At 55.3% G+C, this 20,590-nt stretch carries 13 protein-coding genes and 2 pseudogenes; 2 read left to right on the forward strand and 13 right to left on the reverse strand.

Features of this window, described 5'->3' with window-relative positions:
* Window positions 1-78 precede the first annotated feature (78 nt).
* The 5 genes and pseudogenes from ACLH0J_RS23490 to ACLH0J_RS23510 all read right to left on the reverse strand — a co-directional run.
* Window positions 79-3,690 carry a transporter substrate-binding domain-containing protein gene (locus ACLH0J_RS23490; protein WP_411389256.1) on the reverse strand — a complete coding sequence of 1,204 codons (3,612 nt, stop codon included), beginning with the start codon at window positions 3,688-3,690 and terminating at the stop codon, window positions 79-81.
* A 1-nt stretch (window position 3,691) separates the two neighbouring features.
* The gene (locus ACLH0J_RS23495) at window positions 3,692-4,318 is read right to left on the reverse strand and encodes a response regulator transcription factor (RefSeq protein ID WP_010566023.1); all 627 of its coding nucleotides are present in this window, start codon (window positions 4,316-4,318) and stop codon (window positions 3,692-3,694) included.
* Window positions 4,319-4,623: 305 nt separating this feature from the next.
* On the reverse strand, window positions 4,624-5,340 hold the full coding sequence (locus ACLH0J_RS23500) for an MgtC/SapB family protein (protein ID WP_411389257.1): 717 nt from the start codon (window positions 5,338-5,340) through the stop codon (window positions 4,624-4,626).
* 43 nt (window positions 5,341-5,383) lie between these two features.
* The gene (gene mgtA, locus ACLH0J_RS23505; RefSeq protein WP_411389258.1) at window positions 5,384-8,089 is read right to left on the reverse strand and encodes a magnesium-translocating P-type ATPase; all 2,706 of its coding nucleotides are present in this window, start codon (window positions 8,087-8,089) and stop codon (window positions 5,384-5,386) included.
* A 466-nt stretch (window positions 8,090-8,555) separates the two neighbouring features.
* A pseudogene (locus tag ACLH0J_RS23510) lies at window positions 8,556-8,723 on the reverse strand (FKBP-type peptidyl-prolyl cis-trans isomerase); the annotation flags it as partial.
* A 54-nt stretch (window positions 8,724-8,777) separates the two neighbouring features.
* Between ACLH0J_RS23510 and ACLH0J_RS23515 the strand changes: the two are divergent.
* Entirely contained in the window at window positions 8,778-10,376 is a 1,599-nt protein-coding gene (locus ACLH0J_RS23515) for a recombinase family protein (RefSeq protein ID WP_411389259.1), read from the forward strand.
* A 211-nt stretch (window positions 10,377-10,587) separates the two neighbouring features.
* Here the strand turns inward: ACLH0J_RS23515 and ACLH0J_RS23520 are convergent, their stop codons facing one another.
* Both ACLH0J_RS23520 and ACLH0J_RS23525 read right to left on the reverse strand, forming a co-directional pair.
* Window positions 10,588-11,601 carry a RelA/SpoT domain-containing protein gene (locus ACLH0J_RS23520; protein ID WP_411392882.1) on the reverse strand — a complete coding sequence of 338 codons (1,014 nt, stop codon included), beginning with the start codon at window positions 11,599-11,601 and terminating at the stop codon, window positions 10,588-10,590.
* 384 nt (window positions 11,602-11,985) lie between these two features.
* Window positions 11,986-12,555: a recombinase family protein gene (locus ACLH0J_RS23525; RefSeq protein ID WP_411389260.1), complete on the reverse strand. Its 570-nt coding sequence runs from the start codon at window positions 12,553-12,555 to the stop codon at window positions 11,986-11,988.
* Window positions 12,556-13,368: 813 nt separating this feature from the next.
* Here ACLH0J_RS23525 and ACLH0J_RS23530 point away from each other — a divergent pair.
* Entirely contained in the window at window positions 13,369-14,241 is an 873-nt protein-coding gene (locus tag ACLH0J_RS23530; RefSeq protein ID WP_411389261.1) for an AbiJ-NTD4 domain-containing protein, read from the forward strand.
* 481 nt (window positions 14,242-14,722) lie between these two features.
* On the opposite strand, the gene ACLH0J_RS23535 is transcribed toward ACLH0J_RS23530, so the two are convergent.
* The 6 genes and pseudogenes from ACLH0J_RS23535 to ACLH0J_RS23560 all read right to left on the reverse strand — a co-directional run.
* Entirely contained in the window at window positions 14,723-15,277 is a 555-nt protein-coding gene (locus ACLH0J_RS23535) for a hypothetical protein (protein WP_411389262.1), read from the reverse strand.
* Window positions 15,278-15,657: 380 nt separating this feature from the next.
* Window positions 15,658-15,981 carry a hypothetical protein gene (locus ACLH0J_RS23540; protein WP_411389263.1) on the reverse strand — a complete coding sequence of 108 codons (324 nt, stop codon included), beginning with the start codon at window positions 15,979-15,981 and terminating at the stop codon, window positions 15,658-15,660.
* Between the two features lie 57 nt (window positions 15,982-16,038).
* Complete coding sequence (locus ACLH0J_RS23545; RefSeq protein WP_411389264.1) at window positions 16,039-18,282, reverse strand: tape measure protein; 2,244 nt, start codon at window positions 18,280-18,282, stop codon at window positions 16,039-16,041.
* Window positions 18,279-18,689 carry a hypothetical protein gene (locus ACLH0J_RS23550; RefSeq protein WP_411389265.1) on the reverse strand — a complete coding sequence of 137 codons (411 nt, stop codon included), beginning with the start codon at window positions 18,687-18,689 and terminating at the stop codon, window positions 18,279-18,281. Before ACLH0J_RS23550 ends, ACLH0J_RS23545 begins: the two co-directional genes overlap by 4 nt.
* Before the next feature lie 330 nt (window positions 18,690-19,019).
* Entirely contained in the window at window positions 19,020-19,562 is a 543-nt protein-coding gene (locus tag ACLH0J_RS23555; protein ID WP_411389266.1) for a hypothetical protein, read from the reverse strand.
* Window positions 19,563-20,280: 718 nt separating this feature from the next.
* Window positions 20,281-20,472, reverse strand: a pseudogene (locus ACLH0J_RS23560) (FKBP-type peptidyl-prolyl cis-trans isomerase); the annotation flags it as partial.
* Window positions 20,473-20,590: the final 118 nt, after the last annotated feature.

Consider the following 20,590-nt stretch of genomic DNA (forward strand, 5'->3'; position numbering starts at 1 on the left):
ATTCCGACGACAAAATCAGGCAAGTTCCCCCTTCGTGTAGGAGTTCTCCCAAATCCACTGAACGGCTACCTATCGCAATCAATCCTGATGGCAATAGCGCTCCAGACATTCATACAGACGCTCAATAGCCACCCCCAACGCTTCCACCGTCGCGCCCACTGCAGTGCTGTCGTGTCGTTCGCATACGCCCTCCAAGGTTTCGCTGCCGATGATCACCGTCACGGCCTTGACCATGCGCGCGCCCCCTTTGACGCGATGGGCCAGGTCATGCAGCCTGGCGAAATCCACTTGGGCCTGCTGAACCCTCAACTGCGCGCGGTCTTCTTTCAGGCTATTGAGCAAGGGCAGCAACAACTCGTTGAGTGCGGCCTTGTCGCCGTCCGTCAGCATGATCAGCGAGCTCACATCAAACAGCGGTTCGGCGTCATCCGTTGTGCTGTTAGCCGTGCGCGGCGCCAAGGCCGCGCGCAGATCATCAAGCCCGGTCGGCTTGAACAGGCAACCGTCCATGCCGGCTTGTCGGCAGCGTTCGGTCTCCTGGGGCTGGGCGTTGGCGGTGAAGCCAAGCAACAGGCAAGGCACGAGTCCGTGCAGGCGCTCTTGTGCACGAATATCACGGGCCAGCGTGTAACCGTCCTTGAGGGGCATATTGCAGTCGGTGATCACACCGTCGAAATGCCCGGCCTGCCACAGTGCAAACCCTTGGGCGCCGTCCTCGGCCGTGGTGATGCGGTGCCCCAGAAAACCCAGTTGTCGCGCCAATAGGAGGCGGTTGGCCGGGTAATCATCCACCACCAGAATGTTTAACGCCCTGGCCGGCGGAATGTGCGGGACCGCCGAGGTCACCGGCGTCGCGGTGCTGGTCGCCAGGGTCAACGTCACATCCACCCGCGTGCCTTTGCCCAGCACACTGCTCAAGTGCAAACGCCCGTCCATCATTTCGCACAGGCTGCGGCTGATCACCAGCCCCAGGCCCGAACCACTGCGCGCCGGTTGCTCGTTATTGCTGCCCTGGATGAAGGGGTTGAACAAGCGCTGTTGATCGTCGGCGCTGATGCCAATGCCCGTGTCCTCCACCCACAGGCGCAGGCTCAACTGGTCGCCGGCCAGCGCCCCTTCGGCTCCCAGGCGAACCTGGCCGGTGGCGGTGAATTTGATCGCGTTGCCCAGCAGATTGGACACCACCTGCTTGAAGCGCAGCGGGTCGATCAACACCACCCGATCGATCTGCGGGTCGAGTTCCACTTGCAGCGCCAGGCCCTTGTCCCGCGCCAACCCCTCGAATACCCGTCCCACCGAAGCCAGCAATTCGTGCGGGTTGGCCGGCTCCAGACTGAGGGACAGGTGCCCGGATTCGATCCGCGCAATGTCGAGAATATCGCCGATCAACTCCAGCATGCTTCGCGAGGCCACCGACGCCACCTCCAGTGCATCGCGGTCGACCTGGCCCTGCTCGGCGTTTTTCAACGCCAGCTCGATCATGCCGATCACGGCGTTCATGGGCGTGCGTATCTCGTGGCTCATGGTCGCCAGGAACGTGGTCTTGGCGCGGTTGGCGGCGTCGGCGTCCTCCTTGGCCTCCTGCAACTGGCCCAGCAGGCGCTGGCGCTCGCTGACATCCACCCAACCGGCAATCATGCCCACCACCTTGCCGTTGCTATCGCGGTACGGCAGCATCCACTGGTAGATGGTCATTACACCGCCGCCGGGCACCTTGAGCACGCGGTCGTGGATCTGCGGTTCGCCCTCCTCCATCAAGCGCAAGTAATCGGCATGGAACGATTGGGCCTGGGGCGGGTTGCCGGTGTCCGTCTCCACCACGGTCTTGCCGATCACATCCTCCAGCTTGAAACCGAATACATCCAGGTAGGCGTTATTGCACGCCATCAAGCGGCCTTGGCGATCACGCACATAGATAGGATGCGGCGTGCCATCAATCAGCACGCTCATGAACCGCATCTGGTCGCTCAACGCCCGCTCGGCCTGGGCCCGCTTGCGAATCAGGTTGCGCAGGTAAAACACCCAGCCCAGGGTGACCAGCAACAACAACGCGGCCAAGCCGAACCCTTGGATAATCACATTGCGGTGACGCGCCCAGTAACTGTCTTCGATGATGATCTCGCTGCGCCAATGGTTGGTCAGCTCGTCCATCTCTTCGGGGGTGATGCTCAACAGCGCCTTTTCGAGGATCGAATACAACTCCAGTTGGCTACGGTTGACGCCAAAGGTAATGCGCGCAGGCTCCCTGCCGACGGTGCTGGTGATGTGCAGGCGTTCACGGTAATGGCGCGCGATCATGTAGCGCGCGCTGATCAATGGCACCACGGTCGCATCGACGCTGCCCTTGGCCACCAGGTCCATGGCCTGCTCGGGGTTCTCGACATCGACGAACCCGATGCCGGGGTAATCCCGGGCTATTTCCATGATGAGGTTGTTGCCGTTGATGAGCGCCAGGCGCTTACCGGGCATATCTTCCAGGGTGATCAGCCGATCGTTGTCGGCGGCAACCACCAACACATAGGGGTTGGACAGGTAAGGCCGGGTAAAGCGGATCTTCTCGGAACGCTCGATGCTCGGGATCACTGACGCGAGCATGTCCACTCGCCCGCTACTGACTTCGTCGATTTGACGCGGCAGTGAGCTGCCCTGCTGCACATCGAATTTCAGGCCCGTGCGCAGGCTGATCCGTGACAGCACCTCGGCGCTCAACCCTTCGAACTGGCCCTTTTCGTTGGAAAACGACAACGGTACGAATTTGTCGACCGCCGCCACTTTCACCCGCGGATGCTTCTCCAGCCAGCGCTGCTCGCTGTCACTCAGGCGTAACCGATCGGCCTCCAGGAAGCCACTGCCGCCGGCACTCCAGCGTCGCAGGATGTCCATCTGCTGGTTGACCGGAATGGCCGCCAGCGCGGCATTGATGATGTTCAGCAGGCGCACGTTACCCTTGACGAAAGCAAACCCGAACGGGTTGACCTCCAGGGCGGAAAAGTCCGCCATGCGCACGTTATTGAGGTGGTTTTTGTTGATCAGGTAGCGGGCGCTGATGGCGTCGCCCAGGTACACATCCGCCTGGCCGAACGCCACGGCACCGATTGCTTCGAAGGTCGAGGCGAACAACAGCAACTGCGCGTCGGGGTAAAAAGCCTGGACAGCGTCGGGCTGCATATAGTGGTAAAGCATCGCCACGCGCTTGCCCGCCAGGTCGGCACTCAGCGCGTGGCTGTCACCCGCGCGCGTCACCAGCGCAGGTTGATCGTTGGCGTAGGAACGCGACAACACCAACTGCGGGTCGACGGCCTCATAACCGTTGGCCGAACCGACAAAATCCACCGCGCCGGTCTTGAGGGCTTCGATCACCTCGTCGCGGGTGTCGTAGCGCCGCACCTCAATCACCACATTCAGCAACTGGGCAATCAGCGCCGCGTAATCGGCGGTGATGCCTTCGAGTTCGTTCTGGTTGTTGCTCAGGTCGAAGGGCGCGTAATCGGGCGCCGACACCCCCATCGACAACGTACGACGCTCCCGCAGCCAGCGCCAATCGGCCTCATCCAGGCTCACGGTAACGTCTTCAAGGGTGGAGTGGCCCAGCAGCCGCAGGCTGTGTGGCTCGTCCAGGGCCATCACTGCCGAGGGCAACAGCCCGATCAGCACAATGGCCGTGAAGGTGATCAGCCGGCGGGTGTTCATTTCAGATCAGATGATTGCGCTGAGCAAACTTGGACAGGTGCACCACCGACGACATGTGCAGCTTCTCCTTGAGTCGTGTCTTGTAGGTGCTGATGGTCTTGTGGCTCAGCAACATGTCCTCGGCAATCTCCTTGTTACCCAGGCCCAGGGCCAGTTTCTGCAATACCGTCAACTCGCGGTCCGACAGTGCTTCGACCAGTTCAATCTCGCTGGATTGCAAATCGTCGCGGCGCACTGAACTGGTCGGCAGGCTGGGAAAGCAACTGTAGTTGGACATCACCGCCTTGATCGCCTTTTGCAGTTCGTCCAGCTCGCCGGTCTTGGCCACAAACCCCATGGCACCGGCACGCATGCAGCGGGTGGAAAAAAACACCGCCAGGTAGGACGTCAGTACGAGGATCTTGCACGGCAAGCCGAGCGCCTTGATCCGGGCGATCACCTCCAGCCCTCCCAGCTTGGGCATCGCCAAGTCAAGGATCACCAGATCCGGGCGCCCCTCTCTGGCCTTCTGCACCGCGTCGGCACCGTTTCCGGCTTCTTCGATGTGCTTGAAACCTTCTTTCCTCAACAGATACCGCACTGTGGCGCGGATAAACGGATGATCATCCACTATTAACGCTTTGCTCATAAAAGACCCCTGGGAGGACAAAGTACCCTGACACATCAAACGGGACCCAGGTACCTGTGAGAAATGACAGTTCCGACGAGCGGCGCTGCACACCTCCAGGGCGCTGGCCAGGCGTTGCCTGGTCCCTTCGATTGAAAACACCACCAACACATAAAGCTGTAACTTTTGCCGCAGGCCAGCCGCAAAGGCGCAACCTTAGCAATGGAGTGATGTGGCAACTGAAGGGATAGTCCTGACTGCATGTAGGACTTTTCCTCACCAAAGCATAGCCAATCCTGGGATTGGCCAGGCGTAGAGCAAGGGCATCAGTCGGTGGTACTCGGACTCCAAAAAGCCTGTACCACCAGGGTCGAGGACGAGAGCCGTGCGACCAGAGCATCGAGTTCATCGCCGTCTACCGAGGTCGCGACCAGGGTGGCTTCGATTTCCACTTCTTCACTGCCGAATGGCCGCACGTCGACATCGCTGGCCGGGTAGTTGCAGCGCGCCAGCTCGGCTTCCAGCAACACCATCACGGCCTGTTGCTGATGACGTCGGGCAATGACATAGAGGATGTTGGTCACCTCTGCCGAGACCACATCCAACGGCTGGCGGTTGATGTTGTTGACGATCGGTCGCAGCAGGGTATTGGCCGCCAGCACGAACAGGGTGCCCAGCAGCGCTTCGAGGATCAGGTCGGCGCCGGCACAGGCCCCCACCGCCGCCGACGCCCACAGCGTGGCGGCGGTGTTGAGCCCGCGCACATTGCCTTCTTCGCGCATGATCACACCGGCACCGAGAAAGCCGATGCCCGAAACCACGTAGGCCACCACCCGCACCGCACCTTCCGCGCCGCCCAGGCGGTTGGCCATGTCGACGAAAATCGCCGCGCCCACCGCCACCAGCACGTTGGTTCGCAAGCCCGCCGTGCGTTGGCGATATTGACGTTCGAAGCCGATCAGCCCGCCGAGCATAAACGCCGCCGTGAGGCTGACCAAGGTATCGATCAGGGAGTTGAGGTTGATGTTGTTGAGTGCTTGCATAAACAGTCTCCATGACAGGTAGGCGCGTAGGTGGAGGCTCGGTTTATTGCCAGCCGAATTTACGGATGTAGTAGCCCTTCACCGCCTGGGTCAACGCCATGTACCCCAACAGGATCACCGGCAGGAACACAAAGTACAGCGACGGCAACGCCTGCAGTTTGAAGTAGTGCGCCAGCGGCCCCATCGGCAGGAAAATCCCCACGGCCATGATCACCCCCGTCATCACCATCAATGGCATCGCCGCACGGCTTTGCAGGAACGGGATTTTCGGGGTGCGGATCATGTGCACGATCAGCGTCTGGGTCAGCAGCCCCACCACGAACCAGCCGGACTGGAACAGGGTCTGGTGATCCGGGGTGTTGGCATCGAACACGTACCACATGAGTGCGAACGTGGTGATGTCAAAGATCGAACTGATCGGCCCGAAAAACAGCATGAACCGGCCGACATCTCCCGGCTGCCAGCGTTGCGGCCTGGCGAGCATCTCCTCATCGACGTGATCGAATGGAATCGCGATCTGCGAAATGTCGTACAGCAGGTTTTGCACCAGCAGATGCATGGGCAGCATCGGCAGGAACGGAATGAACGCACTGGCCACCAGCACCGAGAACACGTTGCCGAAGTTGGAGCTGGCGGTCATCTTGATGTACTTGAGCATATTGGCGAAGGTGCGCCGGCCTTCGAGCACGCCTTCCTCGAGGATCATCAGGCTCTTTTCCAACAGGATGATGTCCGCCGCCTCCTTGGCGATATCCACCGCGCTGTCCACTGAAATACCGATATCGGCCGTGCGCAGCGCCGGTGCGTCATTGATGCCGTCGCCCATGAAACCCACCACATGCCCGTTGGCCTTGAGCAGCCGCACGATGCGTTCCTTGTGGCTCGGCGTCAGCCGGGCGAACACGTTGGTGGTTTCCACGGCCTTGGCCAGTTCGGCGTCGGTCATGTCTTCGATGTCGTTGCCCATCAGCAGGCCCTGTTGTTCCAGGCCCACTTCGCGGCAGATCTTGGCGGTGACCAGTTCGTTGTCGCCGGTCAGCACTTTGACCGCCACACCGTGGGCTTTGAGGGCCTTGAGGGCCGGCGCGGTGCTCTCCTTGGGCGGATCAAGGAAGGCCACGTAACCGATCAGCGTCAGCTCGTTTTCGTCCGTCAGGCTGTAGGTATCGCGCCCCGCTGGCATCGGCTGCGCGGCGACCGCGACCACCCGCAAGCCTTCTTCGTTGAATGCTGCGGTCACTTGGCGGATGCGCGCCAGCAACTCATCGGTCAGCGCTTCATTGGTGTCGCCGTGACGCACCCGATTGCACACCGACAGAATCTCTTCCACCGCGCCCTTGCAGATCAACAGGTGCGGCCGCCCCTCCTCGGCCACCACCACCGACATACGCCGACGGTTGAAGTCGAACGGGATCTCATCGACCTTCTGGAAGGCGGTGCCAACCTTCAGTTCGCGATGGACCTCCACATGCTCCAGCACCGCCACATCCAGCAGGTTTTTCAGGCCGGTCTGGTAGTAACTGTTGAGGTAGGCCATTTCCAGCACGTCGTCGGACTCTTCGCCCCATACGTCCACATGGCGGGCCAGGAAGATCTTGTCCTGAGTCAGCGTGCCGGTCTTGTCCGTGCACAGTACGTCCATGGCGCCGAAGTTCTGGATCGCGTCAAGGCGCTTGACGATGACCTTCTTGCGCGACAGGAACACCGCGCCCTTGGCCAACGTCGAGGTGACGATCATCGGCAGCATTTCCGGGGTCAGGCCCACGGCAATCGACAGCGCGAACAGCAGCGCTTCGGTCCAGTCACCCTTGGTGAACCCGTTGATGAACAACACCAGCGGCGCCATCACGAACATGAAACGGATCAACAACCAGCTGACTTTGTTGACGCCATGCTGGAACGCGGTGGTCGCGCGGTCGGTAGCGGTCACGCGTTGCGCCAGCGCCCCGAAATAGGTGCTGTTGCCGGTGGTCAAGATCACCGCCGTCGCCGCGCCGGAGACCACATTGGTGCCCATGAACAGGATGTTTTCCAGGTCCAGCGGGTTGCGCGTCTTGGCGTCCCGTTGATGGGCGAACTTCTCCACCGGCATCGATTCGCCGGTCATCGCCGCCTGGCTGACAAACAAGTCCTTGGCGCTGAGCACGCGGCAGTCGGCGGGGATCATGTCGCCGGCCGACAGCACGATCAGGTCGCCCGGCACCAGTTGCTTGATCGGCAATTCGATGCGCTTGCCTCCGTCACGGCGCAGTACCGTGGCGGTGTTGCTGACCATGGCTTTCAACGCATCGGCGGCCTTGTTCGACTTGGCCTCCTGCCAGAAACGCAGCAGCGTCGAGAGCACCACCATGGAGAAAATCACCGTGGCGGCCTTCATGTCTTCGGTCAGCCAGGAGATCACGGCCAGCAAGGTCAGCAGCAGATTGAACGGGTTCTTGTAGCAGTGCCATACGTGCACCCACCACGGCAGCGGCTGTTCGTGCTCGACTTCATTGAGGCCGTATTGCACGCGCAGCGCGTCGGCTTCCTGGGTGTTCAAGCCCTCGCAGTGACTGCCCAGGGTGCCGAGCAATTGCACAGCACTGCTGTTGGCCGCGACCACCAGGGTTTGCGCCAGGGTGGGTGGGACTTCGCGGCTGACGCTGGCGTCGGTCATAGTTTCGAGCATCGCCAGACGGCGGAAGTGCCGGGCGATATGCCGGGTCCGCAGGAAACCGGCGAAGAACTCTTTCAACAGAGTGAGGTTCATGGTGTTACTCCTGCGCGGGGAAACCGTCGTGCAGGTACGGCCGTCTGCACCGCGCCCGGTTCATGGGCACAGTCAGATTGGCTCGCCGGCCGTGAAAGGCAGGCGCGTCCGTAGCATCCCGAGGTAAGTCAGGTGCTGGTCAGCGTCGATGAGAGAGGATCGGGCAGGTGCCGGGACTGGCCGCTGCCGGGATGCCGCTTCTCGCTTTTGTGGCGAGACAACGGCATCGAAAGAATGCGCGTTACCTTGCCAAGTCTGTGCCGGTTACCGAAACCGGCCGACGACTGTCACTCGAACAAGTACCCACTGAGGGTCTCCGCTATTGATGAAAACGCGCGAAGCTTACGCCCCGATTTCAGGAGAGTAAACCGTAGGAAAGTCTTCGCAGGACGAATAAGAAGATTCTTCAGGGAGAGTTCAGGAAGGCGTTTTCGGACGGTACCGCGCAACCGATGCCAGGTCGGCGTCAATCGTCCCGTGTCAGCACTTCCAACAACTCGATCTCAAAACGCAGATTGCTGTTGGGCGTGATATGCGCGCCCATCGACCGCTCGCCATAGGCCAGGTGCGCCGGCACGAACAACGTGCGCACGCCGCCTACCTGCATGCCCATCAAGCCCTGGTCCCAGCCCTTTCACATGTAACCCTGATACCTGCTATTTTACCAGCATCAGCCAGGGGCTCAGCAATGAAGAGAAAGGCCATTTCGTACGTCCGGTTTTCGGATAGCCGACAAAAGTCCGGGTCAAGTGTAGAACGTCAAGAATCCATGATTGCCGACTGGCTGCGCAATCATCCGGATTACGACCTCTGTGACTTGAAGTTTAAAGACCTTGGCAAAAGCGGATTCCACGGTGAACACATTGAAGCTGGGGGCGGCTTCGGAGAACTCCTTGTCGCCATCACAGAAGGTGCCATCCGATCAGGTGACGTTGTACTTGTGGAAGCCATGGACCGCGCTGGACGCCTCGCCCCATTAGATATGCTCACACTGGTCATTGGTCCAATCCTCAAGGCAGGCGTGTCCATCGTCACATTGGACGATCAGCAGGAATACACGGAAGCCTCTGTAGGCGGTACTCAAGTATTTCTGCTCCTGGCGAAAATCCAAGCCGCACACGAATACTCGAAAACTCTGTCCCGGCGAGTAGCCGCGTCATATGCGACTCGCCGTAAAGAAGCGAAAAAGGGAGTTACGCCCAAGCGTATGACACCCGTTTGGCTCAACAGTGACGGCTCCATTCGTGAAGATGTCGCCCCCTGGATCAAGACAGCTTTCGAGCTGTATATATCTGGACTGGGCAAGGCCACCATTGCAAAGCGTATGCGTGATTCGGGTGTAGAGCTTCTCGCCAAATGCAGTGGCCCTACCGTTGAAGGCTGGCTACGAAACAAGGCAGTGATTGGCAAATGGGAAACACTTGAGGGTACGCCGGAACATCAAATTATCGATGACGTATACCCGGCGGTCATTGAAGCAAGCCTGTTCTATCGGGCACAAATTCACGCCGATAGAGTACGGACTCAACGTCCGGTTAAAACAGCCAGCAACTTCCTTGTGGGATTGGTGCGATGTGGATCATGCGGCAAGAACTACATCATGCAGAACAAGGACGGTGTGCCCCACTCCATGCGCTGCCGTACGAGGCAGAACCTCAAGGGCTGCGAGAATTCACACACCGTACCCAAGCCAGTGATGGATCGGGTTTACGCCTACACATCCCCTAGGGCGGCTCAGGAGGCGATAGCGCAGCAAGAGCTTGGTATTAACGAGAAAGAAATTCTCAGCCATGAAGCTGAGCTGAGTGCAGTTTCCAAGACGGTGGAAAACCTTGCCAAGACGGTTACCCAGGTAGGGCCAATGCCCGAACTGATCGCAGCTCTCCGTCAGGCACAATCAGACCGCGATGCAGCCGAAAGAGCCGTGACCCTATTGCGTGCGACTGTGGTAGTACCGGCTACCCAGGGATGGAGAACACAGGGGGAAATTTGGACCTTGGAGAAGGAAGACCCCCAGCGGCTTGCCGCCATGCTACGAACAGTTGGGTACTCGATCACTGTCCACGCTGACGGACGAATCACCTCCACCCATGCCAATGAGACATTTCGCTACACGGGCGTGGACCGTAAGGCTGACATGTACAAACTCTTGAACGGAGACAAGTTGATCCTGATCGAAAAGAAAGCGACGGAGCACCCTTATTGGGAGCCCTTCGATGCAGAGGACATGGCTGGATCGGTGTGGCTGGAAGAAGACTACGCCGACCTACAACGCCAACACAGATAGCGCCCTGCCACACACGAGCGTTACTTCTCAAACCAGTAACCAAGGATCAGGCCGATTACACCAAATGCCCACTTCTGTTGAGCCTGTCGATATTTATGCCCAGCGTGGGGCCGAATATGAGCGACTATTGCTGTGCGAATGGTCTACCGGTCTTTAAGAAGTGAGTAAAAAGAAAAGCCCGCTCAAAGGCGGGCTCTAAACTTTCGTCAACTCAGAGAGTCAACTCGAGGAGTTGCTGTCCATCCGTCAGTAGCTTTATGAAATCCTTTGCATCAGAGAAGTAGTTCTTAAACGCCATGCGAATCTCTTCATTCGTGTCCGCCTTTACGAGAACAACATCAAGGGTGGGATAATCCCTCTCCAATCGAAATAGCTCCCTTAATGCGTCTGGAGCTTCTTTAAAACTCCTTACCTCGAGACTGCCATCTTCTTTGAAAATTAGAATGGAGTTTCGACTGTCTGTATACACCGTCTCCGAAGAATTCAACCCTGTAAGAGTTCTGATGATATGGATCTCTTTATCAACAGCTTCAAATCTCTGTAGTAGTTCCCCATCGCTATACTCAGGAAATGGGCCAGTTTTTCCTTCGTGGGCTCTACTGAGAATTTCGCTGGCGAGAGCCATGCAGTTTTCATATCTTTTGTCGCCCTGCTGGAACTTTGGCTGGCTTTCAGTGATGAAGCCAATAACCTCAACTGCCGTTGCCCACGCATGTTGAACTAGGGTTCTATACTGGATTTCGAGTAGCAGCCCACGGTACTGATCGCCGTTTTTAGACCGCACATCATATGAGTAGACATCGTGAATGCCTCTGTAGCCTGTTTGTTTCGGGCGCTTGATATAGTCGTATTTATCGGTTTCATTTTTGCGCTTGTGATTGAATCGTGCTTTATGAAAGTTCTCTCGAAATTCATAAAGCTCTTCAAGTGAGCGAAATATGAGGCGACATCCCGCTACATCATCCATGCGGGACAATTCCATCTTTGGAAGTCGCATCAGCTTATGGAAGATCGTGTTCTTGCGTTTGTGCCTTTGAGCAACAACGATTTGCTTACCTCGAGTGCGACTTCGCAAGCTCGCTTGGAAAGTATTCAAGACGATACGGTGGGCTGCTCGCCACTCATCAATTACGTGCATATCTTCAACGCTCGCACGCTGGTCACGGATGCTATAACCAGCAGCATTGACGCGCGACTTCGAGCCTCCCGGAAAACCTACGACCATATCATTCACTTGATTTCGTCCTTGCTACCAGCACTGCGCGATGGATTCTTGTTGGAGGGTATGAGAGGTGAAAGGAAAAAGCCACCCCTTGGCACTACCGAAACGGGAGCCTTTTCCAAGCAAGCCCCTGCCCGCCAAAATTTCTAGTGCGATTCGACAGTCGGTTGGGTTCTCCTGGCTGAAAATAAGCTGGAGGGATGGATACCTATCTGAGCTGCTTAACGCGCCATCCCGACAAGTCAGGTAACCCTGACCAAATCAAAAATAACCTTGGCCTGGGTGCCGCTGAGCCTGCTTCTGGAGGGCGTAGAGCGTGGTGCTGTGGGTTCAGCAGATACAACGAAGCCCACTCATAGCGGGCTCTGTGGGACGTTACAGGTGGATTCAATCCTTATTCCAGTGTCTCTTGATGGTGGCAATCCCCATACCCAGTTCGGCTGCTACCTGAGCCTGTGTCATGTCCTTCGCCTTGAGACGTTGCACTGCTGCTGTAGTGCTGGTGGCCTCAGGCCTGCCCAACTTCTTGCCCTCAGCCTTTGCACGCATAAGCCCTTGTTGGGTCCGCTCGATCAGCAAATCACGCTCAAACTCTGCCACAGCCCCCAGCACCTGCATGGTCATCTTGCCCGCTGGTGATGTTAGGTCCACCCCACCCAGGGCGAGGCAGTGAACACGGATACCCGCAGTAGCTAGATTCTCAACGGTCTGACGTACGTCCATCGCGTTACGCCCCAGGCGGTCCAGCTTGGTTACGATCAGCACGTCTCCACCTTCCATGCGTTCCAGCAGCTTGGCAAAGCCGGGACGCTCATTGGCAGCGATGCTGCCTGAGATAGTTTCCTCGACTACCCGACTCGCCTGCACCTCAAAGCCAGCGGCTTTAATTTCCTGCACTTGGTTCTCAGTGAACTGAGTCGAGGTGCTGACACGGCAATACAGGAAGGTGCGGGACATGGTGGTAGCTCCTTGGGATCATTTAACGTAGGATCACACTACCAAGGTATCATTAAATATGAAAGCCTATTTTGATGATGCCGGATACCGTCTGCCTGGAAGGTATCGTTTAACGGTCGTTTGATGATCCTGTCCACATACCCCGCCGTCACCCTTCTTGACATATGGCAGATTGCCGCTACTTATGTCAGGCGGGTGGGATTTCTCATCCGCGTGGTCAAGGGGATGGTTAACAGCTGCCCATTGAACAGTGAGCACCGCCAACGAAAAGGACAGCACATGTTTACCAACATCAAGCCCGGCCCCAAACCAGCACGAGACGATGGCAAGGACGACAGAAGGCACCACGTAAACCCGGAAAACAAAGACAAACATAAGACGCTCCCAGTGCATAAGCCTGCTAAACCGTAAGCTCATCCGCTGTTGGTAGTGGGACTGCTGAGTTCGTTGCAGCAATGCGGGCTTGGTAGCTCCACTGCCTGGGCTGGGTGTTGTCGTCTTGCTGAATTTCGCCATTTGGACGCGTTTTGTTCGTTCTGAATGTTCGAAACCAGTTTGGCGATGTTTCTCACAGAGGCGAGCTTGTCCGCTTGTGACATGTCCTACGGAAACACTGGGCTGTAGAGGATACCAACCGCAACTATCAATAAGTAATAACCAATAGCCAAGGACTATATTGACAACCTTGGGGAGGTTTTCAGGGGGTTATTTGAGGTTTCAGGAGGGGTTTCCGGTGGGGGTATGCCGCCACATCGCCACCATGGATAATGGCGTGAGAAAGGATGCGTTCAACGGAGCATTCTTGAATAGGGCATGAGCGAGGTGGTAATGGATTTCTCACAGCGAATGGGGTTGATACCAGAATCCAAAGTAATTCAAGTAGATGATATGGATATGGATTTACGCATTTCGTTATGGAACGCCCTAATCGAAACGTACTGGAGCCAATATACCTCAGCAAACCGAATGTACGACTACGTAAAGGGATCAAACTTCGGTAGCTACTCAAGAAAGCTATACTCTCTTCATTATAAAAAATCCATCGACACTATTGACACCCATTGGAATAAATTCCTTGCCAAGGTTCGTGAAAGCTTTTTCAGTTGCACTTGGGATAGAGTTTACGCATTTATAGAATTTACACCACAGCATGCTCCCGAGTACAAACAGGGACAAACAGCAAGGGCTGATTTCTTTATAAAAACCTGTAACCAGATACTAGAGAGGGAAAACTCAGCCTATCGCTTCGTCGCAGGCAAGATCACACCAATTACATCGCAAGATGAAATAGAAGAAGTCGAGCGAGCGATTACAATATCCGATCAATATACGGGTGTCAGAACTCATATACAAACGGCACTTGGGTTTCTGACGGACAAGCTCAACCCAGACTATCGAAACTCCATCAAAGAGAGCATTAGCGCTGTTGAGTCTCTAGCAAAGAAACTTGTTGGCGATGACAAAGCTACTCTAGGCCAAGCTCTGAAAGTGTTAGAAAAGCATCACAGCCTTCACTCAAGTCTCAAGACTGCCTTCTCCGCACTCTACGGGTATACCAACGATGCTAGCGGCATTCGTCATTCCCTAATGGATAACGAATCAGATCTTACTCAAGCAGACGCTCGCTTTATGTTGATCACTTGCTCGGCGTTCATTAACTTTGCCATCGATAGCACGAAGAGTTAGTCCGCCAATGGAGTGAGTCAGCATCATACGTCGCCGTATGGTCCCATCTAGTCAAAAGGTGGTAACAGCGTGAGCTGTAAGTTGATTCACTCCAATGTCTCCACCTCCCGGTGGACGTATCGCCACAGGACTTCCAGTCCAACCGAAGCCATACATAAAGAAATCACCACAGAACCGCTTCTGCCTTTGATCTTGATCTTAGATTTTCGTGCATAAACGAATGCGTTCGCATTCAGCAGTTCATCGTCAGCGTTCGCTGACAGCTATTGCCATCACCTTCGGTGCAACAGATCAAGAGCAAGAGCATTTTGGGTTGTGGTGATGCTGGATGTATTTACTGGTGGGCTGATCCAAAATCGGGACGATACGACTAACGTCACTCTATGGGCGATTCAACTTTAGTGCTTCGCACTGGCTTCTTTTCTTTCCGACGTTAATTGCTTTAATCTGCTCAGACCTACGGTCTTTCTTCTTTCCGACGTTAATGAGTTCCTTGAAGGCGGAACTCTCGGAGTGCCTCGCCGTATGCTAAGTAATCTCCAGCTTCTCGTAACTCTTCGATGTGGCGCGGAACCTGTCTTAGCGGTGTATACGGCACAAGCGCAACATGGGAGTAGGCCAGCTTGGCCTCAATACGCGCGTCCTCCTCGTAACGTTCAAGCAGCTCTGGTCGTCGAATCAGATAGGTGAATAACCCGTGGGCAGCGTGGCGTGCAGCTGCTACCACTCGCTGGGCTTTCCGCCTTGCCATTCCAGCATCGAGAAGGGGCTGAACTACGAATGTACGCAAGTGAAGCGCCCCGGTAACCTCGTCCATGGATACGTTGCAAACGTTCCCAGACTGACCTGCGCTGTTGAGGCAACTACCAAAAACAATGTCGTCAAACCACTGAGGGCGAGCCTCAGGGAATGATAGCTCGGCAATGATGTGAGCAATGGGATTGGCCGTGCTGCGTGGCTTTCGCCCACGCTTCGTCGGTGCCGGTTGGATTGACTCTGTGTAGTCAATAAGATTTAAAACAAATGGTGCCGCCATAGTTGTGCTCCTGTAATTTTCATTTCATAGGCATTTGCCTCTGGTAGTTAGATAGGTCAAATTCCAGGCAGCACGAAACCGCCGCCTGACGTTGCACTAGGGCAAGTCGAGAACGCTCGGTGTTGGCTTGCTGGAAAGTTGGCGACTATACGCCAGACGACCCTATTTTGTCAAGATGCTTGAGGTTATACAAGTTACTGTAATGGGTTAGGTCGAAAGCTCTTGTAGAGCGATTGCAGCGTCACTCTCAAGACTAACCACCCACACAATAGCCCCACGACTATCAACGCCTGTATGGCGCCATACTGGCCTGCGGAGCATCTTTGAAAGTGCATACGCGGCATGCATTGCCGCATTTGCATCATGGTAAATCTGGTTCATTATTGTTCTCCAAAAGATTGACGTGTATATCCATGTAACTGTCGCGCCACTTCAAGCTCTGCAAACCTTCTTGAGCGGGCAAGGTCTTCCTGTTGCCAGTCGTACCAGTTGTTTCTTAGGCTAGTTGCCTGATGCTCAACGTAGTCTCGTAGCTGGCTGGATAGTTCGCTTTCTCGCCGAATTGCGTAATCTGTTAGTTGTTCCGCTGTCTGGGCGTATGTCCTTTCGTTACGAATGATTCCGTATGAGGTAACACCGATATTCAGCAGAATTATAGCTATCGTTGTTGCAAGCAATCGCTTTATAATCTTTAGTTCAGGCACGGAGCCTCCTTGATCTTGCTAGTTATATGAAAGGGTGAAGCCTATCTCGCGATAGGCTTAATGAACTTCTTTAGGTTGATAAGACTGGAACACCTTCTGAATTTCTTCTCGAACTTGTCCAGATACGGTAGCGCCGATTTCAGCAGCGCTTGCATCTGTCTTGGTCGTGATATTAACTTCAACAGTAATAGGTGTATTGTTTGTAACATTGTTAGTCACAGGTTCCGACTTAACAGCTCGCTCATCAGAAACCCACTCACCACGACTACCTGAGGTTGCACGCGATGCATTAGCAGCGGCTGCTGTGGCAAACTTAGCTACAGCGGCATTTGGATCACTCTGACTGAGTAAGTCTTCTAAGCGTTTGCCGTAGTTTGGAAGCCCGCCTGTATTCAGGCTGCTTAGATCAAGTGGCTCTGGGCGAATATCCCAAGGAGCGTGGTCACTAAAACCGACACCACCCCATCGTTCACGGTTATCGTCAGCAACTTTCTGTAAGTCTTTACCTACACCCAGCAACCTCCAAAGCTTGGAAATAGGGTCTCGGGTGTCTGCGTCAAGCCTTTGCTGAGTTGTAAGGGTGTCGCTGCTGCCACCGGGCAAAGTTAGAACTCCGTCTACACCAGCATTGCCAATCTGACGGGCTCGTTCTTCGGGTGTCATTGCCTCACCGTCGGCAGTTTTACCAACTGCCATACGCAATGCAGAAGTGACCAACTTGTTCAGCGCGATATCCAGTTGAACGGCGGTCTCTTTGAGAGGCTTCATTGCCTCGTTGAGGTCCATTTCAGACTTCAAACGCTCGTTGATGGCCCCAATCAATTCCGGGTTCTGGTCCAAGCCTTGTTGCTGCAAGAACTGGGCGTTGGACAGCCTTGTGGCGTTGGCGTCGATGCTAGCGCTCTGTCGGGCGATAGCGTCGGCGTTCTCTTTTACAAACAGCTCGATACCCTTCGTGAAGTCCTCGGCCTTGAGATTCCCAGCTGTGGTGCTTGCACGAAAGTCTTTTTCCAAGTTGCCGTCCAAGGCGTGCTTGTTACGTGCTGCCCACGCCCTGCGAATTGGCTCTACCAGCAAAGGTGCTGCCTCTGAAAATGTGTTCAGGTCTTCACGGTCGCTCTGTGATTTGCTGGCAATTTGCTGGAGCTGCAAGTTGGCCCGGCGCTGTTCCTCGGCAGTCATCCCAGCACCACGGAATGCCGCTTGGCGGGTCTCGTAGGTGCCAGTGGCCTGACTCAAGCTACGACCACGTGCCACCTCGGCCATCAGGAACGTACGGTATGCCTTCGCAGACTCAAGGCTGGCTTCGGTGCCGTATTTTGCATTGATCCGTAGCCATTCAGTCTTAGCAAATTCAGCATTTGCAGGGTTCTTGCCCCCGGCTTGGGTGAGCACGTTTTCAAGTTGCTGACTCTCGCTGACGCGGCCTTGCACAGCCTCCATACGGGCGCCCAAGGCACTGATAGCGCCCACGATTGCAGCTACTCCAGCGGCTGCACCACCTACGGCTAAAGCGCCTGTACCAAGCCCCAGAAAGCCCGTAGAGGGTACTGGCTTGTTGCGATTGGCCTCCCATTGGACCTGTCTTTGTTGAAACGCTGCATGCCGTTCGGCTCGCTGCTGAAAGGCTACGTCCTGACGCTGTGCCCTCACCTTTTGCGCTGCCTGCGTCTCAGCAAATCTAATCGCGGCACGCTGCCCACGGGCTCTACCCTCGAGCATTGCTTGTTCAATACGCTGAGTGGCGCTCATGGTGCGTTGCTGCTGAGCCTGGAGAGCGACGGTGCGGGCCTGCTGGGTGGCAAGAATGGATTCGGCTCGCACTTGGCGGGCCTTGGCTTGAGCCAGGGCGTCCTCATTCTTGATAGCCAGTCCCTGTACCTTGAGCTTTGCTGCCTGGGCTGCTTGTGTCTTCGCTTCAAGGACTGCCAAGGCTTGCTTGTCTCGGATGGCCGCTGTACTCAGGAAAGCCAGTTCTTTCTGCCCGGCAAACTGCAATTTCTGACCTTGCAACTCAGCCTGGAAAGTGGCTCGCTTTGCCTTCTGGAGAAGAACTTCCCCACGGAGTTCACGATCCAAAGAAGAGCGCAGTTGTTTGTCCAGCTTGGCCTGAGCGGCAGTATCAACTCTAAGCCCAAGAGACTTGTTCATCCTTGCAGAGAGAGCGTCAGCTTGCTTGCCAACCTTTTCCATTGCAACTTCAGCAGACTTGAGCAAGCCCATAAAACGCTGTAGGCCCGTAGAGTCGGTTTTGAAAACCAACAAGCCCGTTAGGCGTGCAATTTCTTCATTCAGGCTCATGGGTGGCTACCTCCGAAGCTGTGTGCTACGGAAGTGGCGGTGTAGTGACGTAACTGTCGCTCTATATGCACCTCGAAAGATCCGGCGCCCATACCCTCATATAGTATTTTTCCAGATTCAAACAATCCAGACATGCGACCATGGGCTAGAAACAGCTCGACATGTGCAACTACAGGACGAGTGCCAGAGATTGCAACGATGATACTTCCGTCTTTGCATCGAAACCACAGAACACTGTAATTCTGTCTGCCGTAAACGCGCTGAACCACATCCTTGAAGTTTCCAAGGATACGTTTGATATCAAGGACTGTATCGGAGCTTAGTTTGAAGATAACGCGACGTGGAGCGGGTTCTGCAAGTCTGGCAATACGTGTCACCAGTGGAGCGGGTGTTTCAAATCTTTCCATCAAGATCCTCGATGCTGGTTAGTACCCAGCTACCAGCAGGAATACCGTTAGTAGCCGTAGGCAATACGAATGAATTAGACATGTACTCTGGATGCTCACGATTGAACTTAGTGACGGCTTCAAAAATGACACTCTCACTATACTTCTCCGAGCTTAGGATAACTGTCATGCCTGTAGCCTTCTCTAACGCCTCTGGAGACACTTTAATGCCAGAGGCATTAGGTAGCGAGGCTGTAGACTTTGCAACTGCTGCAAGAGCCCCTGAGGGCTCTGTTAGACGCGGGTCATTAGGAGCGTACCTGCGAAGGAGCAACTTGGTTAATCCATCCATCATTTACGGCCTTTAATTGGTGCTGGAGCTTCGGCAGTTTCGGCTGGCTGGAATGTTTCACGAATCTGTTTTTCAACTGCCGCTCTACGCTCAGCCTCTTTTACTGCACGCTCGCGCTCTTCTCTGGCGAGATCAACTCGCAACTGGGCGTCAACTTGCTGTTGGATGAACTGTTCGTTATGAACTGCGATTTCTTCGTGATACTGAGCTGTCACAGCTTGAGCGATTTGCTCAAGCGCTGCTTTGATAACTGGTTCTGGCTTGAAGAAGTACACGTCGAATCGCGCATGATCAATCTGCACAACTGAGAGCGGGTGAGGCTGGTAACCCTTCTGCACCTGCTCAAGATAAGTTGGCAGGATGTCTAAAGGATGAGGACAGAAGAATACCACTGTACCGCCGTCAACTTGTTTGGGTACTGCCCGTCCACTTACTGGGTCGGTTCCAGCGTTCATATCAAGACCTGCCTTGCGGTCTCTGTAGCCCGTCTGGGCACTTTCGATGCGAGCTTGAAGCTCTACTGAATCTGGCTGTTTAAGCATGTTGTATTTCTCCTGTTTGGGCTGGATGTTCTGGGCGAACGATGGCTAACATTTCCGGGGTTAGTTCGTTTTCTACAAGAGCTTGAAGCTCTTCGAGTGATTTATCAGCGACGTTTTGAAACTCTACAGATAGAATCCCAATACGTACTGTCTTCGTGCTGGCGCGCTTTGCTCGCCCGTGTAATGTTCGGCAACTGTCAGAGCAGAACATTGCTCGACTTGTTCTTGCTGGGAATAACTTGCCGCAATGGCGGCAGGGTCTTTGGATTACGGCCAATGGGTGGCCCTCCTGTTGAATGGTGAAGTTGTTTCGGAAGTTTCGTTGTTGAATCGAAAGCAAAGAAAAAGGCGAGAGGTTTAAGGTTCTCGCCTTTAAGATGTAGCCGATGCTCGTTGTGGTGTTACGAAGTTGTTGCCCCATTCCACTAGATCGAGGGGCTGCGATGCGACAAGTAACCAGCCTGTCTAACAGTTGTGGCTCGACGACTGCTGGCGTTCGGACGGCATGGATACCGGGCCGGGTTGAAGCTCGTGAAAGCCTCAGGAGAAATCGGAGTGTTGCAGGAGGGGGATGAAGAAGGACTGAGAAAAATCCCCTATCTCACTAATAGACTATCATGACATATGCCATATGTCAAGCATATCTGCATGATAAAAGCAAATATTTTCTATTGGTTGCGACGGACGGTAAGATTGTTTGTACTCACATACGAAATACTTGCTCCCAGCCCTTGATCACCCGCCCGGTGCCGATCACGCACTGGAACGGCTTCCCCCGTGTCCAGGACGAATCGAACACCGTGCCGTCTTCCAGGGTGCCGGTGTATTGGGTGGTGATCAGCGCGCCTTTGACCACGGTTTTTCCGGTGCCAATGCGCACGTCAGTGATCTGGAGTGTGTCGTTGCTCATGGGAAGTCTCGTTGGAGGCGCAAAGGGTGGGGTTTTCCCAGAATCGGGGGGGATTTGCAAGTTCACATACACCCGGACTTATGACCTCTCCCTTTCCTTTCCCCTACGAGAAACCACG

It is taken from the genome of Pseudomonas sp. MPB23, assembly GCF_046605395.1.
GTDB lineage: Bacteria > Pseudomonadota > Gammaproteobacteria > Pseudomonadales > Pseudomonadaceae > Aquipseudomonas.